Here is a 15,845-nt window from a genome sequence, read left to right as displayed (position 1 = left end):
GGCTTTAATCGCTCGAGCTCGCAAAAAGCGCAAGCCGGTCGCCGAGATGAACGTAGTGCCTTACATCGACGTGATGCTGGTGCTGCTGGTTATCTTCATGGTGACCGCGCCGATGCTCAACCAGGGCGTGAAGGTTGATCTGCCCAAGGTTTCCAGTGAAGCCTTGCCGCAAGACAACAACACTCAGGTCCTGACCATTTCGATCAAGGCTGACAAGACCTACTACTGGAACCTTGGCAGCGAAGTCGACACCCAGAAGCAGCAGGACAAGGCCCTGACCTTGCCGGCGATGACTGATGCCGTGACCAAGATCATTCGCTCCGGCAACGAAGGCGGCAAGCACACCCAGGTGTTCATTCGCGGCGACAAGTCGGTCGACTACGGTTCCGTCATGGGCGCCATGGGCGGGCTGCAGAAGGCCGGCGTCGGTAACGTTGGCTTGATTACCGAGGCGCCCTGATGCAGCAACAGCGAGAGCCGTCCGCCTCGGAAAGCTTCTTCTGGCCTAGCGTCTGGGCAATTGCCCTGCACGTCCTGGTGTTTGGCATGCTGTTCGTCAGCTTTGCCATGACCCCGGACCTGCCGCCAGCCAAGCCGATCGTGCAGGCGACCCTGTATCAGCTGAAATCGAAAAGTCAGGCCACCACCCAGACCAATCAGAAGATTGCGGGTGAGGCCCAGAAGTCGGCTGCGCGCCAGACTGAAGTCGAACAGATGGAACAGAAGAAGGTCGAGCAGGAAGCGGTGAAGGCTGCTGCGGAACAAAAGAAAGAAGAGGCGGCTCAAAAGGCCGAGGAATCGAAAAAGGCTGACGAAGCCAAGAAAGCTGACGAGGCGAAAAAGGCTGATGAAGCCAAGAAGTCCGAGAAAGCTGCCGAAGCTAAAAAGGCTGAAGAGAAACAATTGGCTGATATAGCCAAGAAGAAATCTGAAGAAGAAGCCAAGAAAGCTGCTGAAGAAGAGGCCAAGAAAAAGGCCGCTGAAGACGCCAAGAAGAAAATAGTCGAAGACGCGAAGAAAAAAGCCGCCGAAGACGCCAAGAAAAAAGCTGAAGCAGACGAGGCGAAGAAGAAAATCGCCGACGACGCGAAGAAGAAAGCTGCCGCCGACGCCACCAAGAAAAAGGCCCAGGAAGCAGCGCGTAAATCCGCCGAAGAGAAAAAGGCCCAGGCCTTGGCAGATTTGCTTTCCGACACGCCTCAGCGTCAGCAAGCCTTGGCCGATGAGCAGGGTGATGATGTCGCGGGCAGTTTCGACGACCTGATTCGGGCGCGGGCAGCAGAAGGCTGGACACGTCCACCTTCGGCGCGTAAAGGCATGACAGTAGTGCTGCAGATCGGCATGTTGCCGGACGGTACGGTGACTTCGGTCAGCGTGGCCAAGTCCAGTGGTGACGGTTCGTTCGACAGTTCGGCGGTTGCCGCGGTCAAGAATATTGGCCGGTTGACCGAGATGCAGGGAATGAAACCAAGCGACTTCGCTCCCTATCGATCATTCAAGATGACATTCACACCTGAGGATCTAGCCTTGTGAGAAACCTTCTTCGAGGAATGCTTGTCGTTATTTGCTGTATGGCAGGGATAGCGGCGGCGGATGAAAAGAACATCCTAGTCACCAGCGGTAGCGATCGGGCCACCCCGATCGCGGTAGTACCGTTCGGCTGGCAGGGCGGCAGCGTGCTGCCGGACGACATGGCCCAGATCGTCAGTGACGACCTGCGCAACTCCGGCTACTACGCACCGATTCCAAAGGGCAACATGATCAGCCAGCCGAACCAGGCCAGCGAAGTTGTGTTCCGTGACTGGAAGGCTGTTGGCGCCCAGTACCTGATGGTCGGCAACATCACGCCGGCCGGCGGTCGCCTGCAAATCACCTACACCTTGTTCAACGTGGCGACCGAGCAGCAGGTCTTGACCGGCAGCGTTTCGGGCACCGCCGAACAACTGCGGGACATGGCCCACTACATCTCGGACCAGTCGTTTGAAAAACTCACCGGCATCAAGGGTGCGTTCTCGACGCGTCTGCTTTATGTAACGGCCGAACGTTTTTCCGTGGATAACACTCGCTACACGCTGCAGCGCTCGGACTACGACGGTGCACGCGCAGTGACCCTGCTGCAATCGCGTGAGCCAATCCTGTCGCCGCGCTTTGCGCCGGACGGCAAGCGTATTGCCTATGTGTCGTTTGAACAGCGTCGTCCACGGATTTTCGTGCAGCACATTGATACTGGCCGTCGTGAGCAGATCACTAACTTTGAAGGCCTCAACGGTGCACCAGCGTGGTCGCCGGATGGTTCGCGCCTGGCGTTCGTGCTGTCCAAAGATGGCAACCCGGATATCTACGTGATGAACATGGCTTCGCGCCAGATCAGCCGCGTGACCAATGGCCCTGGCATCAATACCGAGCCGTTCTGGGGTAAGGATGGTTCGACCATTTACTTCACTTCTGACCGTGGCGGCAAGCCACAGGTCTACAAGGCAAACGTGAATGGCGGCGGTGCGGAACGTGTGACCTTTATTGGTAACTACAACGCCAACCCTAAGCTTTCGGCCGATGAAAAGACGTTGGTGATGATTCACCGTCAGGATGGTTTCACTAATTTCCGGGTTGCGGCCCAGGATTTGCAGCGCGGAACCGTAAAAATCCTCACAGATACCAACCTTGATGAGTCAGCCACTGTTGCGCCCAACGGCACCATGGTAATCTACGCCACCCGCCAGCAGGGCCGGGGAGTCTTGATGCTCGTGTCCATTAATGGACGCGTAAGGCTCCCGCTTCCTACCGCACAAGGCGAAGTCAGAGAACCATCCTGGTCCCCTTACCTGAACTGACGCGGCGCTACAAAAAGAAGTACTTAACACACTGGGGTTCATTAGGAGTTTCACGATGGAAATGCTGAAGTTTGGTAAGTTTGCTGCTCTGGCTCTGGCTCTGTCCGTAGCCGTTGGTTGCTCGTCTAAAGGCGGCGACAATGCCGGTGAAGGCGCAGCTGTTGATCCAAACGCTGGTTACGGCGCTAACACTGGTGCAGTTGACGGCTCCCTGAGCGAAGAAGCTGCTCTGCGCGCGATCACCACTTTCTACTTCGAATACGACAGTTCGGACCTGAAACCAGAAGCCATGCGCGCTCTGGACGTTCACGCGAAGGACCTGAAAGCTAACGGCGCTCGCGTTGTTCTGGAAGGTAACACTGACGCCCGTGGTACTCGTGAGTACAACATGGCACTGGGCGAGCGTCGTGCGAAAGCCGTTCAGCGCTACCTGGTACTGCAAGGTGTTGCTCCAGGCCAACTGGAACTGGTTTCCTACGGTAAAGAGCGTCCAGTTGCCACCGGTAACGATGAGCAGTCCTGGGCTCAAAACCGTCGCGTCGAACTGCGTAAGTAATTCGTCATGCGAACGTGCCGTCGTGCTCTAACTGTATTGGCTCTCAGCCTAGCACCGCTTGCGGTGTGGGCTGCGGTTCCTGTGGAAGATAGCAACTCAGGCTATAACAATAGCGGGAGCAGCTATCCACCAGCGGGTTATGGTACGAACGGCGCCTATGCGGGGGGAGCGGCTACGTCCGCTCCCTCGGCACAGGGCGAACTGTTCAACCAGCTGCAACGCATGCAGGATCAATTGGCGCAGCAACAAGGCACCATTGAAGTACTGCAGAATCAAGTGAACCAGCTGAAGCAAGAAGGCCTGGAGCGTTACCAGGATCTTGATCGACGTATTGGAGCCGGTGTTGCACCTGCCGCCACTCCTGATAATTCTTCTGCCGGTGGCGCGCCTAGCGCTGCTGCCGGTGGTGCCGCAGCGGGGGCTGCAAGCCAAGCCCCTGCCAGCAGCGAACCGGGTGATCCGGCGAAGGAAAAGCTGTATTACGATGCAGCCTTCGACCTGATCAAAGCCAAGGATTTCGATAAGGCCAGCCAGGCTTTTACCGCTTTCCTGCGCAAATACCCAAACAGCCAGTACGCGGGCAACGCCCAATACTGGTTGGGCGAAGTTAACCTGGCCAAAGGTGATCTGCAGGGGGCGGGCCAGGCATTTGCCAAGGTCAGCCAGCTGTACCCCAAGCACGCCAAGGTGCCGGATTCGCTGTACAAACTCGCTGACGTAGAACGCCGCCTGGGTCATACCGACAAGGTCAAAGGTATTCTGCAGCAGGTCGTGGCCCAATATCCGGGTACTTCCGCTGCCCAGTTGGCCCAGCGGGACCTGCAACGCTTGTAAGCGATGCCGCCCGTTTAGAAGAAACCCGCGCCTGGCGCGGGTTTTTTCGTTAGAATCCACGCCCTTTTATGAAACACGCTTCCTGGGGTCTACGCGTTGGCGAGGTCTCTTGAAGTGCCTGACGGAGGCGGACAGCCTGTTTAGCTGTTACGCCCGTGGCGACTATGCAAGACACATTACGAATTACCGAAGTTTTTTACTCGTTGCAGGGTGAAACGCGAACGGCCGGCCTGCCCACAGTATTCGTGCGGCTGACCGGTTGCCCTTTGCGTTGCCAATACTGTGACAGCGCCTACGCCTTCAGTGGCGGCACGGTGCGCACCCTTGATGACATCCTGGAGCAGGTTGCCGGCTACAAGCCGCGTTACGTCTGCGTGACCGGCGGTGAACCGCTGGCCCAGCCCAATGCCATCCCTTTGCTCAAGCAGCTGTGTGATGCCGGTTATGAAGTGTCGCTGGAGACCAGTGGCGCTTTAGACATCTCTGCGGTTGACCCCCGTGTAAGCCGTGTGGTCGACCTCAAGACCCCAGGCTCCAAGGAAGCGCATCGCAACCGCTACGAGAACATCGACCTGCTGACGGCGAACGACCAGGTCAAGTTCGTTATCTGTTCCCGCGACGATTACGACTGGGCAAACTCCAAGCTGATTCAATATGGCCTGGACCGTCGAGCGGGCGAGGTGCTGTTCTCGCCAAGCCACCATGACCTGAACGCACGTGACCTTGCCGATTGGGTCGTGGCGGACAATCTACCGGTGCGCCTGCAATTGCAGTTGCATAAATACCTTTGGAACGACGAGCCAGGACGCTGATATGACAGAACAACCAATGGATCAAAAACGCGCGGTAATTCTGCTTTCCGGTGGCCTTGATTCCGCCACCGTAGTTGCCATGGCACAAGCGCAAGGCTACAGCTGCTACACCATGAGCTTCGACTACGGCCAGCGCCACCGTGCCGAGCTGAACGCCGCCGCCCGCGTTGCTCGTGAGATGGGCGTGGTCGAGCACAAGGTGATCGGCCTCAATCTCAACGGCATTGGCGGCTCTGCACTGACCGACAGCAGCATCGATGTGCCGGAAGCACCCAGCGAAGGCATCCCGGTGACTTATGTGCCTGCACGTAACACCGTGTTCCTGTCCCTGGCCCTCGGTTGGGCAGAAGTGCTCAACGCCCGTGATATTTTTATCGGCGTCAATGCGGTGGATTACTCCGGCTACCCGGACTGCCGCCCAGAGTTCATCGAGTCGTTCGAACGCATGGCCAACCTGGCGACAAAGGCCGGTGTAGAAGGGCTGGGCTTTCGCATCCTCGCGCCGCTGCAAAACCTGAGCAAGGCCGATATCGTCAAGGCTGGCGTAGGACTTGGCGTTGATTATTCGCTGACTGTTTCCTGCTACCAGGCAGACAATGACGGCCGTGCTTGTGGGAAATGCGACAGCTGCCGACTGCGTGCAGAAGGCTTCCAAGCGGTCGGAATTGCTGACCCAACGCGTTATTTCTGATTTATTTCAAATAAGGTGTTGAATAATCCTTAGAAATCAGTATTATACGCGCCACCACACAGCGGGTCGTTAGCTCAGTTGGTAGAGCAGTTGGCTTTTAACCAATTGGTCGTAGGTTCGAATCCCACACGACCCACCATTTTTGGCGGTTTAGAAAATCCGGAAGGCCCACGCAAGTGAGGATTTCCGGGTTTTTTTTTGCCTGTTTGAAAATACCCAAAGCCCCAGGCGGACCAGAAGCCTGGGGCTTTTTTGTATCTGTTCGACGGCAAGCGTCAGCGCAGGGGCAAGGCTTTTGCTCCCCATTAGTTGTCAAACGATCCGAATCGCGGGTAGATTGAGTGCTATACAGCTCAGGACAAGGACCGTCATGACCACGCTTTCGCCCATCACCTCCGCCACTGCACTTATTCCCCGTCCGGCCGAGACGCCGACCGTCGCCCTGGCGCAAGGCACGGACGTCAGTGTAAAGCGACCGTCCCTGGTCGTCAGCCTGGGCAATGTTGTCTCCGATACGCTTGCCGACACGTATTCCCGCCGTGGGCAATTACCGGGTCAAGAGACCGTGAGGGCCTGGGAAAGCGAAAGCCAGGATGCGCTCAGCAAAACCCTGAATACCAACTTCAACTCGCTGTCGACAGCTACCCGCTTCAGTGGCCTCGGCACCGGCTTGATTGCGCAGTTCGTCAAGGGCGGCGGGGTGGGGGTTTCCCAGTCTGTTTTGTACGCGAGTGCCGATCGGGCGCAAAACGCCGGTGAACTCAAGATCGATCAAAGCCTGCTGCACACCAAGGCTGACAATCTGCTGAGCCTCAGCATCCAGACCGCCAGCGGCAAGACCGTGACCTTCAGCCTTTCCAGCCAGGCCGATGGCCTGGGTGTGCAGGCCACGGTGGATGGCGGCACCTTGAGCGATGACGAACTCGAAGCGGTCGGAAGATTGGGCAGCGCCTTCCAGGCCGCCGTGGATGGGGTGACGGCGACGCCGCCGAAGCTCGACCTGAGCCAACTGACACAGTTTGATTCCAAGCTGCTGACCTCGGTGGACCTCAACGCCAAGCTAAAGGGCCTGGACGGTCAGGACCTGAGCCTGGCCTTCCACGCCGACAGTCAAAGCCGCACTACACGCATGAGTAGCCCGCTGGGCGAACTTAACGTGGCGGTGGACCTGAAAAACAGCGCGATCCTGGGCGACGCCAAGCAGCAGGCCAATGCGCTGAAAAGCTACCTCACCCAGTTTGATCGCGCGCAGGAACGCGGCAGCGCCAAGCCGGAGTTGATGGCGATGTTCAAGGACGCGTTCCGCGCCATGAACAGCAACTATCCACAGGCCATTTCCCTGCCGGAAGCGCTGACCCGCAACCCGACCGACCAGGGGTTGCTGACCGGCCTTGCTGATTTCAAGGCGTCGATCAAGCAGGCCACTGACTCACCCAACCCGATGCGCCCGTCCGAGGTGGACGGCTTTGCTTATGACGTGTCGCAAAAGACCCGCGTCGGCGGCAGCAGCGTATTGGACCGCAGCGTGAGCCAGGACCAGCAGTCGAGCCTGTCCGCGAGTTTCCATAAAGGCCTCAAGGGTGGAAAGGCACCGGCCCTGGATGGCAGCCCGGAGTCGCAGAACTATCTTTATGTGCAAGTGCAGGACAAGGCCAGCAGTTCGGCCAGTCTCTCCTACAAGGACGGCCTGCTGGTCAACGCATCCGTCGAGCAGAGTGCCAGCCAGAACACTCGTACGCAGAAGTACGTGATGGGCAAGCTGACGGAGGACACCACTGTGCCGAAAGACGCCTCGGTTAAACGCGATTACCTCGTCCTTCTCGAGTACGCGGCCAAGGAAAGCAAGAAGTCCAAAGACGCACTGCAGGCGTCCACATTGAAAGATGCCCTGGCCGACCTGCATGCTTCGGTGATGTTGCAGGAAGATCCATCCGCACTGGTGCGCTGACACCGCTTGCGAGAACGGGAAACCCCGCCCTGGGGTTTCCCGTTTTTTTGCCCGACAGACGCGCCCGCAGATGCCAGATTAGGCTTTTGAATCCATTCGATATTCTGTAGCCTTGCCGAGCTTCACCTTTACCCGTGCTTGATGAACACAATCACTTCGTCCGGCGGCGCCCGAAGGGCTCCAGAGCCGGTGGTACACTCGACTTTCGCGCTACTGCGCCTGCAGGTCTTGCGAACATGACGCAAATTTCTGAACGCCTTCTGGTTCAAGCCCATCTCGACGCCAAGCAGCCCAAGGCCCTTAGCGCTGATGAAGAGGCGAGCCTACGCACTGCCATCGCCGCTGAGCTCAAAGCTCAAGACGCGGTGCTGGTTGCCCACTTCTATTGTGACCCGGTGATCCAGGCCTTGGCCGAGGAAACCGGTGGCTGTGTCTCCGACTCGCTGGAAATGGCCCGCTTCGGCGCCGCGCATCCGGCCAAGACCGTGCTGGTCGCCGGTGTGCGCTTCATGGGCGAGACCGCCAAAATCCTTACGCCCGAAAAACGCATTCTCATGCCGACGCTGGAAGCCACGTGTTCCCTGGACCTGGGTTGCCCGGTGGAGGAGTTTTCGGCGTTCTGTGATCAGCATCCCGAGCGCACCGTGGTGGTGTACGCCAACACGTCGGCGGCGGTCAAAGCCCGGGCGGATTGGGTGGTGACCTCCAGCTGTGCGCTGGAAATTGTCGAAAGCCTGATGGACAACGGCGAGACGATCATCTGGGGCCCGGACAAGCACCTGGGTACTTACATCCAGCGCCAGACCGGTGCCGATATGCTGTTGTGGGACGGTGCCTGCATCGTCCACGAAGAATTCAAGTCCAAGCAGTTGGAAGACATGAAGGCGCTGTACCCGGATGCAGCCATCCTGGTACACCCGGAGTCGCCGACGGCGGTGATCGAACTGGCGGACGCCGTGGGCTCAACAAGCCAACTGATCGCGGCTGCCCAACGCTTGCCGAACAAGACCTTTATCGTCGCCACCGACCGCGGCATCTTCTACAAGATGCAGCAGCTGTGCCCGGACAAGGTTTTTGTCGAAGCGCCTACCGCCGGCAACGGCGCCGCGTGCCGCAGTTGCGCACACTGCCCGTGGATGGCGATGAATACGCTGGAGCGCACGCTGCAGTGCCTGCGTGAGGGCAGCAACGAGATATTCGTCGAGCCGTCGGTGATCCCGCATGCGGTGCGCCCGCTCAAGCGCATGCTGGACTTCACCCAGGCAGCGCGCCTGAAGCTGGCCGGCAACGCCTGACCCCGTTGTGAACACTGTCAAACTGTGGGAGCTGGTTTGCCTGCGATATCGGTCTATCAGTCAATGTTGCAGTGACTGAACCAGCGCTATCGCAGGCAAGCCAGCTCCCACAGTTGATGTGTGTCGTCTGCAATTACTTCTTCTGCTTCGGAACCCGCACCAGCTGGGTATCCGAATAGATGTCATGCCAGCTGCGCTTTTGCTTATCGAACAGCGACCAGATAAACCCCAGCCCCACGCACAGCCACGACGCAATCGACACCACAAAGCGTAACAGCGCCTGCCACAGGCTGATCCGCGAGCCGTCGGCGTTCTGCACGCGCACGCCCCACACCTGCATGCCCAGGGTCTGCCCGGAATGGGTCCAGAACTTGGCGAAGAAACCAAACAGTACAAACAACAGAATCGTCGACAGCAGAGGATCACCATCCAGTGCGCCGGACTCAGTGAGCGTGCGCATCCTGGCTTCGCCTACAAACGCGATCCAGATCAGCTTGTAGATGAACGCAGTAACGATCAGCAGCGCGGTGCACAACAGGAAGTCGTAGAACATCGCTGCCAAGCGACGGCCCAGGCCAACGGCGGGGAAATCGCCTGTGGGGCTCAGCAGGGGTTTCGACATGGCAGGGCTCTCTAATGGAAAAAGCCATTTTACGAGCAATCGCACATAAAAAAGCCCCTGATGTCAGCATCAGGGGCTTTTTGTCGCAGTTGGGATCAGCCTTCTGCTTGTACTTCGTCAGCCTGCATGCCTTTCTGGCCTTGCACAGCAACGAACGTCACTTTCTGGCCTTCTTTCAGGCTCTTGAAGCCGTTGCCCTGAATGGCGCGGAAATGCACGAACAGATCCGGACCGCTTTCTGGCGTGATAAAACCAAACCCTTTCTCGTCGTTAAACCACTTGACGGTACCGCTCTGACGTTCAGCCATTTTCTTATTTCCTTGACGCTAAAATTAATGACAGCCTCTTTCACATGAAAGAGTACTGGGCTGGGTTGCAGGAAAGTAAGAGACGTCGAACGGGTTGTAGCACAACTACTTCAGCTACTGCCCAGGTCCAGGTTCCAAGCGACCCATGCAAACACAGTGCGCAAACTCTACGCCAACTAATAGATAAAAAACAAGCCCTGGCAAATGCCCCGTGTTTGCTGGGCTTTATGACACTTTGGCGAATAATGAGGCGTCGACTTATTCGATAGAGTTGGTCACTTGTTATCGGTTAAAACACTTGATAAAGACTATCGGTGATGCACTGTTTTGTGGCGGTTGCGTTACAGATTAGTGCACGCTGGCGCAACCGCGTTACTTATAGAAACAGTCAATCAACCGCGGTAGTAACGTTGCGGCACAAATGGCATTTTACTTACACGTAGTGGCACTTTTTTCCCACGCACCAGCGCAGACACTTCGGTATCCAGCGCGATGAATGCACTGTCCAGGTAACCCATAGCCAGCGGGCCACCCAGCGTCGGACCGAAACCACCGCTGCACACGCTGCCGATCACTGTGCCGTGTTCGTCAACGATCTCCGCGCCTTCACGCACTGGCGTGCGCTCCTGTGGCAACAGGCCGACACGTTTACGGCTTACGCCGGCTTGCTGCTGGGTGAAGACCTTGTCGGCGCCCGGGAAGCCACCGGCACGTGCGCCGTCGGCGCGGCGGGCCTTGGAGATCGCCCACAACAGGCTGGCTTCGATGGGTGTGGTGTCGGTGTTCATATCGTGGCCATACAGGCACAGGCCGGCTTCCAGGCGCAGTGAGTCGCGGGCGCCCAGGCCGATGGCCTGTACTTCGGTCTCAGCGAGCAGGCTGCGGGCCAGGCTTTCGGCGTTGGCGGCCGGCACGGAGATTTCAAAGCCGTCCTCACCGGTGTAGCCCGAACGACTGACGTAGCAGTCCACACCCAGCAGGCGCAGGGTGGTGAACTGCATGAAGGTCATCTTGGTGACTTCCGGTGCCAGGCGCGCCAGTACTTTCACCGCCGCCGGACCCTGCAGGGCCAGCAATGCACGCGCTTCGAACAGCGGTTCGATGCTGCACTGGTCGCCGATATGCTGGCGCAGGTGCGCCAGATCCTGATCCTTGCAGGCGGCGTTGACCACCAGGAACAGCTCGTCGTTACCCAGGTTGGCCACCATCAGGTCGTCGAGAATACCGCCCTGGTCATTGGTAAACATCGCGTAGCGCTGCATGCCCACCGGCAAGTCGATGATGTCGACCGGTACCAAGGTTTCCAAGGCTTTGGCCGCATTGGCGCCGGTGAGGCGGATCTGGCCCATGTGGGACACGTCGAACAGCCCGGCTTGATCACGGGTGTGCAGGTGTTCCTTCATCACACCCAGAGGGTATTGCACCGGCATGTCGTAGCCGGCGAAGGGCACCATGCGCGCGCCCAGCTCAATGTGCAGGGCGTGCAGTGGGGTTTTCAACAGGGTTTCGGTGGACATATTCAGCTCCTGAAAAACGTGCTGGCGCGCCGTTAGGCGTCAGCACTCGATAATGTTGACCGCCAAACCGCCACGGGCGGTTTCCTTGTATTTGCTTTTCATGTCGGCGCCGGTCTGGCGCATGGTGCGGATGACTTTATCCAGCGAGACGAAATGTTGGCCGTCGCCGCGCAAGGCCATGCGCACCGCATTGATCGCCTTGACCGAACCCATGGCATTGCGCTCGATGCAGGGCACCTGCACCAGCCCGCCAATCGGGTCGCAAGTCAGGCCGAGGTTGTGTTCCATGCCGATTTCGGCCGCGTTTTCCACTTGCGAGACGCTGCCGCCCAACACTTCGCACAGTGCGCCCGCCGCCATGGAACAGGCCACGCCAACTTCACCCTGGCAACCGACTTCGGCGCCGGAAATCGAGGCGTTTTCCTTGTACAGAATGCCGATGGCAGCGGCGGTGAGCAGAAAACGCACCACGCCGTCTTCGTTCGCGCCGGGGATAAAGCGCATGTAGTAATGCAGTACGGCGGGCACGATCCCCGCCGCGCCGTTGGTCGGCGCCGTGACTACGCGCCCGCCGTTGGCGTTTTCTTCGTTGACTGCCAGGGCGTAAAGGTTGACCCAATCCAGCACCGACAACGGGTCGCGCAGCGACGATTCCGGGTGCTTGCACAGCTGGCGATGCAGCGCAGCAGCGCGCCGCTTGACCTTCAAGCCGCCCGGCAAAATCCCCTCATTGCGGCAGCCTGCGTCGACGCAGTCCTGCATCACTTGCCAGATTTTCAGCAGGCCTGCGCGGGTCTCCGCTTCGGGGCGCCAGGCACTTTCATTGGTCAGCATCACCTGGCTGATGGACAACCCATAGGTGGTGCAATGACCGAGCAGGTCTTTGGCGTGTTTGAAGGGGAAGGTCAGCGGCGTGGCGTCTTCGACAATCCGGTCAGCGCCTGCGGCGTCTTCATCCACCACAAACCCGCCACCGACCGAGTAGTACTCGCGGCTGCGGATCTGGATGTTGGCGGCGTCGAAGGCACGAAAGATCATGCCGTTGGGGTGGTAGGCGAGGGGTTTGCGAATCATCGCCAGGTGTTCTTTCTCATTGAACGCAATGCTGTGTTCGCCGAGCAAATTCAGGCAGCCGTCCTTGCGCATCTGCGCCAGGCGCGTCGCCACGGTTTCGGTGTTGACGGTGTCCGGGTGTTCGCCTTCCAGTCCGAGCAGCACGGCCTTGTCGCTGCCGTGGCCTTTGCCGGTGGCGCCCAGCGATCCATAGAGTTCCACCTTGACGGTGGTGGTGGCGCTCAGCAGGTTGTCACGCTTGAGGCCCTCGACGAATCGAGCTGCCGCGCGCATCGGGCCGACGGTGTGGGAACTGGAGGGGCCGATGCCAATCTTGAACAGGTCGAACACGCTTAAAGACATGAGTTGTTCTCCGGTTTCTTATTATTTATCAGGTGTACTCGGCCAAATGTGGGAGCGGGCTTACTCGCGAAAGCGGTCTCTCAGTTGATACACCTGGTGACTGATCCACCGCATTCGCGAGCAAGCCCGCTCCCACATTTACACCGAGTACATCCTCAAGTTACGCGTAGCTCTCGATCGACGGGCATGCACACACGAGGTTGCGATCGCCAAATACGTTATCGACCCGGCCAACCGGCGGCCAGTATTTGCCTTCGATCAACGAAGCCACCGGGTACACAGCCTGTTCACGGCTGTACGGGTGTGTCCACTCGCCCACCAGCTCGGCTGCGGTGTGCGGCGCGTTCTTCAGCGGGTTGTCATCCTTGTCCAGGGTGCCGTTTTCCACCGCGCGGATTTCTTCGCGGATGGCGATCATGGCGTCGCAGAAGCGGTCCAGTTCTTCCTTGGATTCGCTCTCGGTCGGCTCGATCATCAAGGTGCCTGCCACCGGGAACGACATGGTCGGCGCATGGAAGCCAAAGTCGATCAGGCGCTTGGCCACGTCATCTACGCTGATACCGCTGCTGTCTTTGAGTGGGCGCAGGTCGAGGATGCATTCATGCGCCACCAGGCCGTTGCTGCCGGTGTAGAGCACGGGGTAGTGCTCCTCCAGGCGACGGGAAATGTAGTTGGCATTCAGGATCGCCAGTTGCGAAGCGCGCTTGAGGCCCGCGCCGCCCATCATGCTGATGTACATCCAGGTGATCGGCAGAATGCTTGCGCTGCCGAACGGCGCCGCGCAGACCGCGCCTTCCTTGCGTTCCATGGCTGCGTGGCCTGGCAGGAACGGCGTGAGGTGCGACTTGACGCCAATCGGGCCGACGCCCGGGCCGCCACCGCCGTGGGGAATGCAGAAGGTCTTATGCAGGTTCAGGTGGGACACGTCGCCGCCGAACTTGCCCGGGGCGCACAGGCCGACCATGGCGTTCATGTTGGCGCCGTCGATGTACACCTGGCCGCCGTTGTCGTGAATGATGCCGCAGATTTCGCGGATACCTTCTTCGAACACACCATGGGTGGACGGGTAGGTAATCATCAGCGCGGCGAGGTGGTCGCGGTGCTCGATGGCCTTGGCACGCAGGTCTTCGATATCGACGTTGCCACGCGCATCGCAGGCTGTGACGACAACGCGCATGCCAGCCATGTTGGCGGTGGCAGGGTTGGTGCCGTGGGCCGACGATGGGATCAGGCAGATGTCGCGGCGTTCATCGCCACGGCTCTGGTGGTAAGCACGGATGGCCAACAGCCCCGCGTACTCGCCTTGGGAGCCGGCGTTCGGCTGCAGGGAGATCGCGTCGTAACCGGTGGCTGCGCAGAGCATGGCTTCCAAGTCGGAGGTCAGCTCTAGGTAACCGGTGCTTTGCTCGGCCGGGGCGAAGGGGTGCAGGGCACCGAACTCGGCCCAGGTCACCGGGATCATTTCGCTGGCGGCATTGAGCTTCATGGTGCACGAGCCCAGCGGGATCATGGTGCGGTCCAGCGCCAGGTCCTTGTCGGCCAGCTTGCGCAGGTAGCGCATCAGCTCGGTTTCCGAGTGATAACGGTTGAACACCGGGTGGCTGAGGACGGGCGACTGGCGCAGCAGTGCGGCCGGCAGGGCGCTGTCAACGTTGGCAGTGAAGACTGGCAGTGCCTTGCCGTCGGCGAAGAGGCTCCACAGCGTTTCGATATCCGCCTGGGTGGTGGTTTCGTCCACCGACACGCCAAGGCGCTCAGCGTCCACCACACGCAGGTTGATGCGCTGGGCGCGGGCCTTGTCGTGCAGGGCGGCGGTGTTGGCGCCGGTGTTGGCGCCGGTGTTGAGGGTGATGGTGTCGAAGAAGTTGGCTTGCTCGACTTTCAGGCCCAGTGCGGTCAAGCCCTTGGCCAGGATCGCGGTCAACTGGTGCACCCGTCGGGCGATCTGGGTCAGGCCTTTGGGGCCGTGGTACACGGCGTACATGCTGGCGATGTTGGCCAGCAGCACTTGGGCTGTGCAGATGTTGCTGGTGGCCTTCTCGCGGCGGATATGCTGCTCGCGGGTCTGCATCGCCAGGCGCAGGGCCGGCTTGCCGAAACGGTCGACGGAGACACCGACCAGGCGGCCCGGCATGTCACGCTTGAACGCATCCTTGGTGGAGAAGTACGCCGCGTGCGGGCCGCCGAAGCCCAGCGGCACGCCGAAGCGTTGCGCGCTGCCGATGGCCACGTCGGCGCCGAATTCACCCGGTGGGGTCAGTAGGGTCAGGGCCAGCAGATCAGCGGCTACCGCGACCAGTGCGTTGGCGGCGTGGAAGCGCTCGGTGAGCTCGCGGTAGTCGAAGACGTCACCGTTGCTGGCTGGATATTGCAGCAGGGCGCCGAAAAACGGGGTGACGTCGGTCAGTTCGCGCTCATCGCCTACCACCACCTCGATACCCAGCGGCTCGGCACGTGTGCGCAGCACGTCGAGGGTTTGCGGGTGGCTGTGGATCGAGGCGAAGAAGGCATTACTGCCCTTGTTCTTGCTCAGGCGTTTGCAGAAGGTCATGGCTTCGGCGGCAGCGGTGGCTTCGTCGAGCAGGGAGGCGTTGGCGATCGGCAGGCCGGTGAGGTCGCTGATCAGGGTCTGGAAATTCAGCAGCGCTTCCAGGCGGCCTTGGGAAATCTCTGGCTGGTACGGCGTGTAGGCGGTGTACCAGGCCGGGTTTTCCAGCAGGTTGCGCAGGATCGGCGACGGCGTGTGGCAGTTGTAGTAGCCCTGGCCGATGTAGGTTTTGAACAGTTGGTTCTTGCCGGCGATGGCCTTGATCCTGGCCAGGGCCTCGGCTTCGCTCAGGCCGTCTTCCAGGCCGAGCACGCTGGTGCCCTTGATGCTTTCCGGGATCACGCTGGCGCTCAGGGCTTCCAGGGAGTCGAAACCCAGGCTGGCGAGCATGTGCTGCTCGTCTTCCTGGCGCGGGCCGATGTGGCGGGCGATGAATTCGTTGGCGGTGTTCAGTTGAACGGTCATTG

At 59.5% G+C, this 15,845-nt stretch carries 14 protein-coding genes and 1 tRNA gene; 10 read left to right on the top strand and 5 right to left on the bottom strand.

Annotated elements, in window-relative coordinates:
* Nucleotides 1-7 precede the first annotated feature (7 nt).
* From tolR to nadA, 10 genes are all read left to right on the top strand, one after another.
* Entirely contained in the window at nt 8-460 is a 453-nt protein-coding gene (gene tolR / locus HU722_RS23425) for a protein TolR (RefSeq protein WP_161793227.1), read from the top strand.
* On the top strand, nt 460-1,533 hold the full coding sequence (gene tolA, locus HU722_RS23420) for a cell envelope integrity protein TolA (protein ID WP_015885608.1): 1,074 nt from the start codon (nt 460-462) through the stop codon (nt 1,531-1,533). Before tolR ends, tolA begins: the two co-directional genes overlap by 1 nt.
* Nucleotides 1,534-1,550: 17 nt before the next feature.
* Complete coding sequence (gene tolB, locus HU722_RS23415; protein WP_175403016.1) at nt 1,551-2,831, top strand: Tol-Pal system beta propeller repeat protein TolB; 1,281 nt, start codon at nt 1,551-1,553, stop codon at nt 2,829-2,831.
* Nucleotides 2,832-2,886: 55 nt separating this feature from the next.
* Nucleotides 2,887-3,387, top strand: a complete 501-nt coding sequence (pal, locus tag HU722_RS23410; protein WP_003193861.1) for a peptidoglycan-associated lipoprotein Pal — start codon at nt 2,887-2,889, stop codon at nt 3,385-3,387.
* A 6-nt stretch (nt 3,388-3,393) separates the two neighbouring features.
* A complete protein-coding gene (gene ybgF / locus HU722_RS23405; RefSeq protein WP_049711754.1) occupies nt 3,394-4,221 on the top strand; it encodes a tol-pal system protein YbgF in 828 nt (275 codons plus the stop codon).
* A gap of 164 nt (nt 4,222-4,385) precedes the next feature.
* A complete protein-coding gene (queE, locus tag HU722_RS23400; protein WP_065873595.1) occupies nt 4,386-5,033 on the top strand; it encodes a 7-carboxy-7-deazaguanine synthase QueE in 648 nt (215 codons plus the stop codon).
* A 16-nt stretch (nt 5,034-5,049) separates the two neighbouring features.
* Nucleotides 5,050-5,724, top strand: a complete 675-nt coding sequence (gene queC, locus HU722_RS23395; protein WP_175405777.1) for a 7-cyano-7-deazaguanine synthase QueC — start codon at nt 5,050-5,052, stop codon at nt 5,722-5,724.
* 63 nt (nt 5,725-5,787) lie between these two features.
* A tRNA-Lys gene (locus tag HU722_RS23390) sits at nt 5,788-5,863 on the top strand.
* A gap of 231 nt (nt 5,864-6,094) precedes the next feature.
* The gene (locus HU722_RS23385) at nt 6,095-7,672 is read left to right on the top strand and encodes a lactate dehydrogenase (protein ID WP_225930657.1); all 1,578 of its coding nucleotides are present in this window, start codon (nt 6,095-6,097) and stop codon (nt 7,670-7,672) included.
* A 236-nt stretch (nt 7,673-7,908) separates the two neighbouring features.
* Nucleotides 7,909-8,967 carry a quinolinate synthase NadA gene (gene nadA, locus HU722_RS23380; protein ID WP_065873593.1) on the top strand — a complete coding sequence of 353 codons (1,059 nt, stop codon included), beginning with the start codon at nt 7,909-7,911 and terminating at the stop codon, nt 8,965-8,967.
* 133 nt (nt 8,968-9,100) lie between these two features.
* Here the strand turns inward: nadA and HU722_RS23375 are convergent, their stop codons facing one another.
* The 5 genes from HU722_RS23375 to gcvP form a co-directional block, all read right to left on the bottom strand.
* Complete coding sequence (locus HU722_RS23375; RefSeq protein ID WP_065873592.1) at nt 9,101-9,589, bottom strand: RDD family protein; 489 nt, start codon at nt 9,587-9,589, stop codon at nt 9,101-9,103.
* A 95-nt stretch (nt 9,590-9,684) separates the two neighbouring features.
* Entirely contained in the window at nt 9,685-9,897 is a 213-nt protein-coding gene (locus HU722_RS23370; protein WP_003365337.1) for a cold-shock protein, read from the bottom strand.
* 392 nt (nt 9,898-10,289) lie between these two features.
* The gene (gene gcvT / locus HU722_RS23365) at nt 10,290-11,414 is read right to left on the bottom strand and encodes a glycine cleavage system aminomethyltransferase GcvT (RefSeq protein WP_186753119.1); all 1,125 of its coding nucleotides are present in this window, start codon (nt 11,412-11,414) and stop codon (nt 10,290-10,292) included.
* A gap of 39 nt (nt 11,415-11,453) precedes the next feature.
* Nucleotides 11,454-12,830: an L-serine ammonia-lyase gene (locus tag HU722_RS23360; RefSeq protein ID WP_065889937.1), complete on the bottom strand. Its 1,377-nt coding sequence runs from the start codon at nt 12,828-12,830 to the stop codon at nt 11,454-11,456.
* A gap of 160 nt (nt 12,831-12,990) precedes the next feature.
* A complete protein-coding gene (gene gcvP, locus HU722_RS23355) occupies nt 12,991-15,843 on the bottom strand; it encodes an aminomethyl-transferring glycine dehydrogenase (RefSeq protein ID WP_065889936.1) in 2,853 nt (950 codons plus the stop codon).
* Nucleotides 15,844-15,845: the final 2 nt, after the last annotated feature.

This window comes from Pseudomonas tritici (genome assembly GCF_014268275.3).
Lineage (GTDB): Bacteria > Pseudomonadota > Gammaproteobacteria > Pseudomonadales > Pseudomonadaceae > Aquipseudomonas > Aquipseudomonas tritici.
The sequence above is the reverse complement of the archived record's forward strand: the minus strand, read 5'-3'. Positions and strand labels throughout refer to the sequence as shown.